Annotated in this window: 13 protein-coding genes; 8 read left to right on the top strand and 5 right to left on the bottom strand. The window is 44.5% G+C overall.

Annotation, left to right across the window (positions count from 1 at the left end; genetic code table 11):
- The first annotated feature begins 166 nt into the window (after positions 1–166).
- Both R7P35_RS03575 and cobA read left to right on the top strand, forming a co-directional pair.
- Positions 167–1018, top strand: coding sequence for a formate/nitrite transporter family protein (locus R7P35_RS03575; RefSeq protein WP_025767739.1), 852 nt, complete (start codon positions 167–169; stop codon positions 1016–1018).
- A gap of 173 nt (positions 1019–1191) precedes the next feature.
- Positions 1192–1950 carry a uroporphyrinogen-III C-methyltransferase gene (gene cobA / locus R7P35_RS03580; protein WP_053349923.1) on the top strand — a complete coding sequence of 253 codons (759 nt, stop codon included), beginning with the start codon at positions 1192–1194 and terminating at the stop codon, positions 1948–1950.
- Between the two features lie 16 nt (positions 1951–1966).
- On the opposite strand, the gene R7P35_RS03585 is transcribed toward cobA, so the two are convergent.
- Complete coding sequence (locus tag R7P35_RS03585) at positions 1967–2407, bottom strand: DUF4174 domain-containing protein (RefSeq protein WP_005387976.1); 441 nt, start codon at positions 2405–2407, stop codon at positions 1967–1969.
- A gap of 119 nt (positions 2408–2526) precedes the next feature.
- On the opposite strand from R7P35_RS03585, the gene R7P35_RS03590 reads away from it, so the two are divergent.
- Positions 2527–3015, top strand: a complete 489-nt coding sequence (locus R7P35_RS03590) for an NYN domain-containing protein (protein ID WP_213904506.1) — start codon at positions 2527–2529, stop codon at positions 3013–3015.
- Between the two features lie 85 nt (positions 3016–3100).
- Here R7P35_RS03590 and R7P35_RS03595 read toward each other — a convergent pair whose 3' ends face one another.
- Positions 3101–4432, bottom strand: coding sequence for an anaerobic C4-dicarboxylate transporter (locus R7P35_RS03595; protein WP_005376060.1), 1332 nt, complete (start codon positions 4430–4432; stop codon positions 3101–3103).
- 419 nt (positions 4433–4851) lie between these two features.
- Here R7P35_RS03595 and R7P35_RS03600 point away from each other — a divergent pair, with 419 nt between their 5' ends.
- Together R7P35_RS03600 and R7P35_RS03605 are read left to right on the top strand one after the other, a co-directional pair.
- Complete coding sequence (locus tag R7P35_RS03600; protein ID WP_017820185.1) at positions 4852–5589, top strand: siderophore ferric iron reductase; 738 nt, start codon at positions 4852–4854, stop codon at positions 5587–5589.
- Positions 5590–5678: 89 nt separating this feature from the next.
- On the top strand, positions 5679–7850 hold the full coding sequence (locus R7P35_RS03605; protein WP_213904505.1) for a TonB-dependent receptor: 2172 nt from the start codon (positions 5679–5681) through the stop codon (positions 7848–7850).
- 49 nt (positions 7851–7899) lie between these two features.
- Here R7P35_RS03605 and R7P35_RS03610 read toward each other — a convergent pair whose 3' ends face one another.
- Positions 7900–8091, bottom strand: a complete 192-nt coding sequence (locus R7P35_RS03610) for a DUF2986 domain-containing protein (protein ID WP_005376066.1) — start codon at positions 8089–8091, stop codon at positions 7900–7902.
- A gap of 136 nt (positions 8092–8227) precedes the next feature.
- Between R7P35_RS03610 and R7P35_RS03615 the strand changes: the two genes are divergently transcribed.
- Together R7P35_RS03615 and R7P35_RS03620 are read left to right on the top strand one after the other, a co-directional pair.
- Positions 8228–8737, top strand: a complete 510-nt coding sequence (locus tag R7P35_RS03615) for a GNAT family N-acetyltransferase (protein WP_054865303.1) — start codon at positions 8228–8230, stop codon at positions 8735–8737.
- 14 nt (positions 8738–8751) lie between these two features.
- Positions 8752–9141, top strand: a complete 390-nt coding sequence (locus tag R7P35_RS03620; protein ID WP_104980715.1) for a nitrous oxide-stimulated promoter family protein — start codon at positions 8752–8754, stop codon at positions 9139–9141.
- Between the two features lie 49 nt (positions 9142–9190).
- Here R7P35_RS03620 and R7P35_RS03625 read toward each other — a convergent pair whose 3' ends face one another.
- Both R7P35_RS03625 and trxC read right to left on the bottom strand, forming a co-directional pair.
- Positions 9191–10351: an MFS transporter gene (locus R7P35_RS03625; RefSeq protein WP_033907039.1), complete on the bottom strand. Its 1161-nt coding sequence runs from the start codon at positions 10349–10351 to the stop codon at positions 9191–9193.
- A gap of 176 nt (positions 10352–10527) precedes the next feature.
- Positions 10528–10962, bottom strand: coding sequence for a thioredoxin TrxC (trxC, locus tag R7P35_RS03630; RefSeq protein WP_005387991.1), 435 nt, complete (start codon positions 10960–10962; stop codon positions 10528–10530).
- Between the two features lie 162 nt (positions 10963–11124).
- Between trxC and R7P35_RS03635 the strand changes: the two genes are divergently transcribed.
- The gene (locus R7P35_RS03635) at positions 11125–12219 is read left to right on the top strand and encodes a ketoacyl-ACP synthase III (protein WP_104980711.1); all 1095 of its coding nucleotides are present in this window, start codon (positions 11125–11127) and stop codon (positions 12217–12219) included.
- Positions 12220–12290: the final 71 nt, after the last annotated feature.

The raw sequence follows: 12290 nt of genomic DNA on the forward strand, positions 1-12290 counted from the left end.
GAGGGAATGAACTGAAACCTAGATTTAATAGACAAAGGCTTTCCAAGCATCAACTCAGGGGAACAGGGAAGCGAGGTGTTGTAGACAGCGTTCAGGTGTCAACGGGAAGCCTTTCTCTATTCAATCTTTAACTTTTTAACTTTCAATTTTGGATAAGGACACATTCATGTCTACTGATTTTAAGCCTGCAGAATTCGTGCAAACCATGATCAATGTTGGTGAAGCGAAAACCAATACAAGCACGCGAGATCTTCTGCTTCGCGGTACGATGGCTGGCGTTATTCTTTCGCTTGCGGTGGTGGTTGCTATTACCGCGATTGTACAAACGGGTATCGGCCTTGTAGGAGCACTTGTTTTCCCCGTTGGTTTCGTAATTCTAAGTGTGATGGGTTATGACCTAGTAACCGGTGTTTTTGGTCTAGCGCCTCTGGCTAAGTTTGCGAACCGTCCGGGCATCACTTGGGGTCGTATCTTCCGTTGTTGGGGTCTTGTGGGCTTGGGTAACCTTATCGGTTCTCTGATCGTTGCTTACCTAGTGGCTATCTCTCTAACAGGTAACTTCTCTCTAGAACTGAACGCAGTAGCGAAGAAATTTGTCGCTGTTTCTACCGCGCGTAGCCTTGGTTTTGAAAACATGGGTATGGACGGATGGATCACATGTTTCGTACGCGGCATCTTCTGTAACCTAATGGTGTGTCTAGGCGTTATCGGCAACATGACGGCACGTTCGGTGTCTGGTCGCGTAGCAATGATGTGGTTCCCAATCTTCATCTTCTTTGCGCTAGTATTTGAACACACTGTAGTAAACATGTTCCTATTCCCACTAGGTATGATACTAGGTGCGGATTTTGGTATCGCGACTTGGTTGAACTTCAACCTTATTCCAACCATTCTAGGTAATATTGTTGGTGGTCTCGTAATGACTTGTATTCCACTGTACCTAACTCACGCGAAAACAGCGCCTTCTATCAACGTAGTTGAAGAAGAAGTAAAAGCAGAGCCTGCAATCGCAAAATAAACCGCTTTTATCTGGCCCTACCTATGGTAGGTAGGGCTGTTCAACTCATTTAACTTTCGATAAGTATTGTATTGATTTAGCTATAAAAAGTAATAACCCCTTGGGGTGATTTTAACCTTGAGTTAATGACTTGAGTGTTACTTTTTATGTCCAAATTTTCGATAGGCGTTGATATGACAACTGTTAACTCATCTTTAAACAGCGGCTTTGTTTCTCTTGTTGGTGCAGGTCCTGGTGATCCTGATTTACTCACAGTAAAAGGCTTAAAAGCCATTCAAGCGGCTGAAGTTGTTGTGTACGACCGATTGGTATCAAAAGAGATTCTTGAGTTGGCCCATGCATCAGCAGAGATGATTTATGTTGGGAAAAAGCTCGATTTTCACTGTGTACCTCAAGATCAAATCAACCAAATCTTGGTGCAGAAAGCGCAAGAAGGTAAACGCGTTGTGCGCCTAAAAGGTGGGGACTCATTTATCTTTGGCCGTGGTGGTGAAGAGCTAGAAGAGCTAGCGGAATTTGGTATCAAATACGAAGTGGTTCCGGGTATCACAGCAGCAGCGGGTGCAACGGCTTATGCTGGTATTCCATTAACGCACCGTGACCATGCGCAAAGTGTTCAATTTATCACTGGTCATGTACAAAAAGATGGTCGTGAAATTGAGTGGCATTCACTAGCTCAGTCTAATAACACGCTTGTATTCTACATGGGTTTGAAGCAAAGCGGCCATATTATGGATAAGCTGATCACACATGGGTTAGATCCTGAGATATCATGCGCCATTATTGAAAACGGTACGCGCCCAGAGCAGCGCGTGTTCCAAGGAAAGTTGAACGAGCTATCGATCATGGCAGAGCAAGCCGTGAGTCCAGCATTGATTGTGGTTGGCAGCGTGACTCAACTTCACAACAAGTTGGATTGGTTCGCAAAGTAATACTGCCCAGAAGTGACTATATTTTACAGGGGCTTTGTTGCCTCTGCATTTCTTGCTTACGCATAGGCATTTGATCAATGAGGTTGTTGATAAACGACCAGTCTGTTTCTGCGCCCCAGCGGTGCTTTTCTAGACCATCTTTACCAAGCAAAATAGCGGTATGAGAACCTTTTTCGACCTCATAAAGACGAGCTAGCATTTTTAGGTCGAACTCTTCTTTAAGCCAAGCAGGAAAAGTATAACCTTGTTCTGTAATGACCAGCGTGACGACATCTCTGTCTTCCAACTCACACTCATTCATAAGTGTTTCTAGCAAGAATTGTTTGACGTATTCATCATTTTCTGGCGCAAAGTAGAGCACACTTCTATGTGGCCAGTATTTGGAGTGCGCTGGATAACCAAATGCTGTCGATGACAAGATACAAGAAAGCAGTATCACTAGTAACTTTCCGCCCATGACAGTTCCCCTAGAAACCCAAATAACTTTTTATACGTTAAGTTTAGTGGAATTGGCTCATTGTGCTTTTTCCAAAACTGGCATAGGGTAGGCAGCAAATAAATTGAGCGTAGAAATAGATGAGTTCGGAAAGCAAACAAAAAATCGCCATTTTGGTTGATGTACAGAATGTGTATTACACCTGTCGCGAAGCGTATCGAAGCAATTTTGATTACAACCAGTTTTGGTATGTTGCCACACAAGGGAAAGAGGTGGTAAGTGCTCGTACTTATGCTATTGCGAGCAATGATCCCAAGCAACGTCAGTTCCACCATATTCTTCGGGGTGTTGGCTTTGAGGTGATGCTTAAACCCTACATCCAGCGTCGTGATGGTAGCTCGAAAGGCGATTGGGATGTGGGTATTACTCTCGATGCAATTGAAATTGCTCCCGAAGTTGAGGAAGTGATTCTAGTTTCGGGAGATGGAGACTTTAGTCTGCTAGTAGAGAGAATTCAGCAGCGCTTCAATAACACGGTGACCGTTTATGGTGTACCTAAGCTAACATCCCAAACTCTGATTGATTGTGCCGACAATTTTGTCGCGATTGATGACGATTTCTTGCTGTAGTAATAGTGCAATAAAGAAAGGCGAGTCACTCAGGCTGTACGAAACGTACAATGACTCGCCTCTAATTTATCGTTGATTTGGCTAGTTACGAAGGAATGATCATTTGCCCTAGCAAGTAACCCAAGCAACACGCACCAATCACGCCGATTAAGCCCACAGACATGAATGAGTGGTTGAAGTACCACTTACCAATCTTAGTTGTGCCCGAGGTATCGAAGTTCACAGTCGCGATATCTGAAGGGTAGTTTGGAATAAAGAAGTAGCCGTATACCGCTGGCATCAAGCCGATAAGCAGCGCAGGTTCCAAACCTAAGCCGAGACCAACAGGCAGCATCATGCGAGCCGTTGCAGCTTGAGAGTTCACCACAACCGACACAATGAATAACGCAAGCGCGAATGTCCAAGGATAGTTGGTTACCATCTCTACGATGCCAGATTTAAATTGAGGCATAGCGTACTGAAAGTAGGTATCTGACATCCATGCAATACCGAAGATAGCAATCGCCGCCACCATACCAGATTTAAATACCACCCCATTTGGTACGTCACGCGGGTCAGTTTTGGTCGCAAGCAAAATGATACCGCCGAAGCAGAGCATCATCATTTGAATCACAACTGCCATGCTGATTGGCTTCGAGCCATCTACGATGGTACGAATGTCTGGCCACATCGCGATAACGACGATAACCAAGATAGAAGCAATGAACAGCAATACAGAGTTACGAGCACTTGTTGGTAGTACTTCATCAAGAGACGTTGCAGTTGTGTTGAGGATCTTTTCGCGCCACACAGGATCTTTCAAACGCTCTTGGTATTCTTCATCGTCGTCTAGCTCTTTACCACGCTTTAGGCTGTAAAGTGACATCAACAACGTACCGAATAAGGTTGCAGGCACAGTAACGAGCAAAATTGAGAGCAGAGTGATCTCGTGTTGAATATCAGAGAGTTGCGCCAAGTAGTAAACTACGGCCGCTGAAATTGGCGAGGCTGTGATTGCGATTTGAGACGCGACAGAAGCGGCAGCCATAGGACGCTCTGGACGAATGCCGTTTTTAAGCGCAACGTCGCCAATGATTGGCATGATAGAGTAAACCGCGTGACCTGTACCAAGTAGGAAGGTCATAAAGTAAGTCACGAACGGAGCAATAAGGGTGACGCGTTTTGGGTTCTTACGAAGCACACGCTCGGCAACTTGCAGCATGTATTTCAAACCGCCGGCGGCTTCAAGAATGGAAGCACATGTTACCACCGCTAAAATGATCAACATAACGGTGACAGGAGGAGAGGTTGGCGGCATCTTAAAGATGAAGACTTCAATCACTAAGCCAATTCCGGATACGACCCCAAGGCCGATACCACCATAACGTGAGCCGATATACAGCATCACGAGCAAAAATAGAAACTCAAGATACAACATGTGGATTTCCTTATTCAAAACAGAGGGCTACATAGCCAAATTACCTCTTTGTATTGTCTCGATATTCAGAAAGAAAATACTTCATGTTGTTCACAATCCGCTGGATAAGAAACAGCAATATTCAATTATTGGCAATAACTCACGCTACACAGGGAAACTGTTAACACAGTTTTATCAGGGTGTTTTTATGCTGTGTATTTTTGCGATCATGTGAGCGTTAAATGCGAAGAGGTTTAAGAGTTTGTTGCTATTCATCGCATACGTAACCAGACCTTACAGCTTCACAGAACTCGGAAATACATTCATAACTAACCCTAAGAGTGCTTCTTTGTTATGAAAACGCAAAGGATAATAGTTTGCATTGCGATTGGTGCTTGGGTATAAAGGTGTCAGAATGACTACACCAACAATAAGCCATCATGTCTGAGCAATTTTTCCCGCAACTGTTTCAAACTTCGAGTGAGATTACACCTTACCTACACGGTGATATCGGCGAGATAGGGCAAGAAGCTATCCATATCGAGAATGATATCAACCCGATCATCCAAGGCCTTTACCAGCAAATCTCGGAGGCTCATCCGGAAGCGGGAAAAGCATATTGGTTGACAAGAACGTGGGATTTACTTTGTTGGCAGCCAGTTTATGTCGCATTCATCTCTATTTACGGTTACCACACGTTGCCAAACATTCGCGAGATAGCGCAGCACCTCAAACCTTGTTTTGTTTCTGGGTACCGATTCGCCGACGAAGCGCATATACATGGCGAGCCAGAAGCGTTGATAAAAGAGGCGGGGCGTCAAATCCGAGAACTGTTCGACTTCTATCAACAAGAGATGAGTCAATGGACACGCATTCGTCCTGGCTTCACCCATCAATTGATGTCGGACGGAATCATGGCTTGTTTAATTCGTCTCCAACAGCGCTTTCCGCAAATGACTAACTCGACACTTCAGGAGCATGCGGTCTTGTGGCTAAGCGCAATGGGTTTGGATGTTGATAATAGCCGCTCACTTCATGAGACGGGATCTGATCAGCCGCTAAAGTTAGTAAGAAAAAGTTGTTGTTTAGTCTATAAGTGTGAAGGCAGAAAGCTTTGTGCAGATTGTCCTCGTTTAGAGGAAAATCGACAGCTTATGAGCAAGAAGGTTCTTAATTAACATTTATTTAACTTGTGTAACAGTGCTCGATTTGAGAGTGAGAATAAGTATCATTGCATGCTCTTGTTGACAACAAAAAGATAAATACAATGATGAAAAGGACGTTTTCTTTCAATCTCATCGTACTTGCGATGAGCAGTGGATACGCAGTTAGCTCAATAGCAGCAGAAGATCTTCAACAAACATCGACTCCGAGCGATGAGCAATTGGTTGTTGTAGGCAGTGTGATGCCGAAATCGATCTCCGATATTCCAGGAACGGTTTGGTTTGTTGGCCAAGAAGAGATTGCTCAGCAATATCGTGCGGGCAAGACACTGGGTGATATTCTATCTGCAACCATCCCTTCTTTAGACGTCGGCACCGGTGGTCGAACTAATTATGGTCAGAACCTTCGCGGTAGAGCAATGTTGGTAATGATTGATGGTGTCTCGTTACAGTCTTCTCGCCCGATTAGTCGTCAGTTAGACGCAATAGACCCATTCAACATCGAGCGAATTGAAGTACTATCTGGTGCAACCTCCATTTATGGTGCAGGCGCTACTGGTGGTGTTATTAACATTATCACCAAGAAAGCGTACTCGGATGACTTGTCGTTTGAATCCTACATGAGTGGCACTACAGGCTTTAATAGCAGCGATGACTTTGATTACAAACTCGCTCAGTCTATCTCGGGTGGTAATGAGCGAATTACCGCTAGAGGTTCGGCTGTGTACACCGAGACACAAGGTGCATTTGACGCAAATGGCGACATTGTCACCCCAGACATTTCACAGGGCTCCTTGCAGTATAATTCAACGCTCGATGTTATGGGATCGACCGAGATTCAAATCTCCGATGCCAGCAAGTTAAACCTTGTCGCACAATACTATGACAGCCAGCAAGATTCGCCATACGGTTTGTACATTGTTAACAATAAATTTGTTGATGTACGAGAGGGGTTCGATTCCGACCGTGAACATGGTACAGAGCGAGTTCTCTTAAGTGCGAACTACGCTCACGACAGCGTATTCGGTCATCAACTGATAGGCGAGTTATCTTACCGTAGTGAAGACCAAACCTTTACTCCTTATTACCAAAGTGCCTCTCAACAAAAAACAGAAGTTTTTGCTGGGCGCTTAGCGTTAGCTAAAAGCTGGGAGTCATTCAAACTTGTTTATGGTGTCGATGCGTACTTAGACCGTTTTGAAAGTAACCAGGCTCTGTTCGATCCAACCATTGCGAACAGCTCTGGGAACTTAATTAATCGAACCTATGCCGAAGTGGGGCGTTACCCAGATGTTGATGTGGCGTCTTACGCAATGTTTGTCCAGGGGGATTACCAAATCAATCAAGATTGGTCAGTACAAGCAGGCTACCGCTACCAATACATGGACAATAAGATTGATGATTTTGTTGCCTATAGTATACAAAAGAAGATCGCATCGGGTAATGGTGTATCAGCGGATGCGGTACCAGGTGGCAGCACTGACTACTCTGTGAGCTTATTTAATTTGGGCACCATTTATCAGCTTAACGATGAATCTCAGCTTTGGGCGAACTTCTCTCAAGGTTTCGAACTTGCTGATCCTGCAAAGTACTACGGCCAAGGTAGTTACGATGCCGCGGATGCAAATGGTCACTACGCGTTGAACAATAGCATTAATGTATCTGACTCAAAAATGTCGGGCATCAAAACGGACAGCTATGAAATTGGTTACCGATTAGATACGGATACTGTCGCACTGCAAGCGGCGGGTTACTACTCGGTTTCGGATAACTCAATCAAGTATGACAAGAAGACGCTCCTAATCACCAATGTTGATGACGAGCAACGTGTATACGGTGCCGAAGCAAACATTAACTACTGGGTAAACCGTGATATTTTGTTAGGTGCATCAGGTCACTATGTGGTTTCTGAGCTGAAAACCAACGGTAAGTGGGAAGATCTAAGCGCGGGTAAAGCAAGTACATCAAAAGCGAGCGCGTGGGCGGCTTACTATCAGGATGGCTATTCAGTACGTTTACAAAGCCAGACGATGTTTGATTACGAAGATGACGCAAACAATAAACTAGATGGATACACTACGTTTGATCTTCTTGGTAACGTAACACTACCTATCGGGCAGTTAGGTTTTGGTATTCAAAACCTATTTGACGAAGACTACACAACCGCTTGGGGACAACGTGCGCAGATTCTTTATGCAGCACACTACGATTCTGCAGCGTACGACTACAAAGGAAGAGGTCGCACATTCACACTGAACTACAGTGTCGAATACTAAAGCTAACTATCTCCGAATATCAAAAAAGCCGCTTGAAGCGGCTTTTCTTTTAGGCTTGATCTGTCTGCGCTGTGTCTACAACGTTTTCCGTGTGTTCTGAAGCTTGGTTTTGTTCTTCAGCTTCCATTTTCGCGCGTTCAGCTTTGGAGATATAACGCGGCTTATTGCTCTTATGTAGCTTAGCGTTATGCTTCTTCTGCTTCGCTTTCAAGATCTGATTGATTTTCTTCTTGCGGTTCATGGTGGTGGTCCTTTAATTTAGCGAGGCAGGATAGTTACTTTTTTATCAAGTTACAACTAAATAAGCGCCGGTATCGGTCGCAAAATTCAAGTACGTTCCTATGTCCAATCATCTATCGCGTTTTAATGGAGCCCAAATGAAAACACTGTACACCGAACGTTTGATACTGCGTCTTGTGAGTGTAGATGATGCACCATTTATACTAGAACTTTATAACCACCCAGACTTCTACCGTTTTGTCGGAGACAAACAAATTCGTACCGAATATGAAGCGGCGCGTTACATAAAAGAAAACATGCTACGCATGCAACAAATTAAAGGCGTGAGTTTACTCGTTGTAGAGAAGAAAGAAGATGGGCAACCCATCGGGATTTGTGGGTTGGTTAAACGTGACACATTACAACACTATGATCTCGGATATGGATTTTTACCTTCCGCTTATGGCTTCGGCTACGGAACGGAGTCTGCAACCGCAGTGCTGGAATACGCTAGAGAGGAAATGAAACTCGATAATTTGGTTGCCATCACCAATAATGACAATATTCGTAGTATAAGTTTGCTCAAAAAACTGGGCTTTGAGTTTGAACGAGTTGAGCAGCAATATGATAATGGCCGCACGTTAGAACTTTACACAATGATGTTGTGATTTTTGGATAGCGCATGAGCGATATTTTACTTGGCAAACTCGCCACTGAATTTAAGACAGTAAAAGCCATGGTAGAGGTTTACTGTCATGACCATCATGGAACAAAACGTGACTTATGCTCAGAATGTCGTGAGCTGCTTGAATACGCAGAAGTGCGCCTCGACCGCTGTCCTTATGGAGAGAATAAACCGACGTGTAACAAATGTCCGATTCACTGCTACAAACCAGAGCCGAAAGAACAAATGCGTTTGGTCATGCGTTACTCTGGCCCCAGAATGTTACTGAAACATCCCATCTTGGCGGTTCGTCATTTGCTTCATGAAAAGCGCATGGTACCGGAAAACCCTGCAGCGAACGCGTCAAACCGTCACAAGCGTTTATCTAAACAAAAATGCGAAGAATAAAAAAACGAGGGCGACATGCCCTCGTTTTCGTTGAGTAGAAGCGGCGTGGTTAGAGGCCAGCGGCCATACGCTGCTTGGTTTTGCTCGCAGCAAGTAGCATGTATACGCCAGTCGCAACCAAAGCGGCAAACAAGTAGCCTAGCAAGCCGTGTTCTTGGCCCATGAATTTATCAGCGACAACAGGACCAGCAACAGAGCCGATGCTGTAGCTAAACAGCATGACTTGTGTCGCAGAGACAATAAAGCGTTCATCAAGACCTTCGCAACCTAAGTTGATTGCAATCGGGTACAAAGCAAAAGTAGCTGCACCTAAAAAGAATAATGCAGCAGCCAATACCACGGCTGACGAGGAAATAAAGGTCATACCGATCGAAAAAATACCCAAAATACAGAAAAACGCCATTAGCACTGTGCGGCTCATGTATTTGTTTAACGCGGTCACCATTGGTTGAACTAGCATGCCACCTAGAATCACTAGCGCCATCAATGTACCAATGTCTTGATGGCTAATTTTACGGTTAGTTAACTCAACTGGCATTAATCCGTAGATCGCGCCTAAGGTCAAACCTGAAACAACACAACCAATAATTGCTGCATGGTTTAGTTTGGCAATTTGCTTAAATGATAAAGCGGTTGATTCATGGCTGTTTGGCTGCTCACACTCAATGAACATTAGCACCAGCATCGCCATTAGGATCAACGTCGTGATCGCAATAAACGGAACGCCGCCACTTACGCCAAGCACGCCAATACCAAACTGGCCTAATGCTGAACCACCATAAAGCGATAGCATGTACAAGCTCAAACGTTTCGCACGCGATGCTTCGTCTCCAGACATTAGCCAAGACTCAACAATGACAAAAACACCAGCAACCGCGATACCCGCAATAAAGCGAGCGGCAAGCCACATCAATCCGTTAGCAAACACGGGCAGTGTGACGATAGTTAGCGAAAATACGGCCAAGCAACCAATAAACGCGTTACGGTGACCAACTTGACGTACGATACGTTCAATAAAAATAGCACCGGTTAATAAGCCGCCATAAAACACACTCGCCAACCAACTCGCGTAATCTGCTGAGATGTTGTATTCACCGAGCATGAGAGGGATCAAGCTCATTAAATAGCCCGAAGCCACCGCATAAAGAGACAGTGCGACGACTGGAACTGTAACTCGTGGTGATGCTGCAGGAACGACTGTGTTTTCCACTGTTTTGCGCCTATAAGTTAAATGAAATCTAAGGGTTATTCGGCGCGAATATGAGGCTAATAGTTAGGCAAGTAAAATGATAAATTTAAGTCGTTTCGATAAATAATATTTGTTAACTAGATAGGTTGATAAGTTGCATAAAAACGCCAACCTACAAACAAGGTTGGCGTGGAAGATTATTTAGTAAGTGCTTGATTTAACCATTGATCGAATTGAGTTTTAGGTAACGCACCATTGATCATATCAACGCGTTGACCATTCTTGAAAACCATAATGGTAGGAATACTGCGAATACCAAATTGCGTCGCAAGTTGTTGTTGAGCTTCGGTATCAATCTTAACAAAACGAGCCGTTCCGGCTTGCTCATGAGCAACATCAGAGAAAACAGGAGCAAAACCAACGCACGGGTTGCACCATGGGGCCCAAAAATCTACTACAACAGGCATATCACTTTGTAATAGAGCAGAAAAGTTATCTTGTGTACCTTCGATAGGCGAGCCGTCTAAAAGTGCACTTTTACATTTACCGCAAGTTGCAGATTCGGCAACGCGCTCATTAGGGACACGATTTAGACCGCCGCACGAAGGGCAGCGAGTTTTAAACGATGACATGACTTCTTCCTTTATTACGTATTGATGAAAACATGACTTACCAGTCAGCCTCATTATTTGTATACTTATTTTTTAACCTGCCGAAATAACGCAGCGCAGGTTTGTATTTGAGCCTAAGGTTCTAAGAAATTTTATTAAAATACAACAATAAATAGGTCTGCGATGACAAATTACTACGCTGAAATTACAGGTTGGGGGAAATGTGTTCCGCCAGCCGTGCTCTCTAACGATGATCTTAGCACTTTCCTCGATACTTCCGATGAGTGGATTCGTACCCGCACTGGTATCGAAAACCGCCGTATTAGTCATGTAAACACGTCAGACATGGCGACCGTTGCTGCTAAACATGCATTAGCTCGAGCAGGTGTCGATGCAGCAGACGTGGATTTAATCATTGTGGCGACTTGTTCACCAGATTCATTGATTCCAAATATCGCGTCTAAGGTACAGCAGAACCTAGGTATTCGTGCAGCCGCTGCCTTTGACTTAAATGCCGCATGTACGGGATTTGTCTATGGCCTAGAAACGGGCACACGTTTGATTCAATCAGGTAACTATCGTAACGCGATCATTATTGGTGCGGAAAGATTGTCTTTCTACATCGATTGGGCAATGCGAGATACCGCTGTTCTATTTGGTGATGGTGCGGGCGCCGTTGTGTTATCAAGAACGGAAAAAGAAACGGGTTTACTACAGTCTCAAATCGGTTGTGACGCAAAAGGCCGCGATATTCTGTCCGTACCAAAGTTTGGTACTTGTATGGATCGCTTTGCGGAAGACAACGGTTACTGGGATTTCAACTTTGTAGGACAAGAAATTTTCAAACGTGCAGTAAAAGGCATGGGGCTAGCTGCGAAAACCGTACTGAAAGCATCACAGTTAACGACGGAACAAATCGATGTTGTGATTCCGCATCAAGCGAATATTCGTATTATTCAAACCTTGTGTGACCTGTCTGGAATTCCACACGACAAAGCGTTTGTTAACATTCAAAACTATGGCAATACTTCAGCTGCGACGGTGCCAATTGCATTGTGTGAAGCGGTAGAGCAAGGTCGAGTTAACCCAGGTGATAACATGCTTCTCGCTGCGTTTGGTGCTGGTTTGACATGGGGTGCGGCAGTATTGAAATGGGGTGACCGCGTAACGCCAATTGGTGAAAGTGATGCGGTTCTGCCTGAATGTGAGCAATCCGCGCTAGAATTACTTGAGCGTGCCATTAAGCTGTGTAACGAACGCCGTCGCGACGAGGTGTAACGGACACTTTGCAAACATAAGATGAGTAAGGGAGCGCGAGGCTCCCTTATTTGATGATGTGTTCTACAGCT

This window comes from Vibrio sp. Vb0304 (assembly GCF_033338995.1).
Classification (GTDB): Bacteria; Pseudomonadota; Gammaproteobacteria; order Enterobacterales; family Vibrionaceae; genus Vibrio; species Vibrio alginolyticus.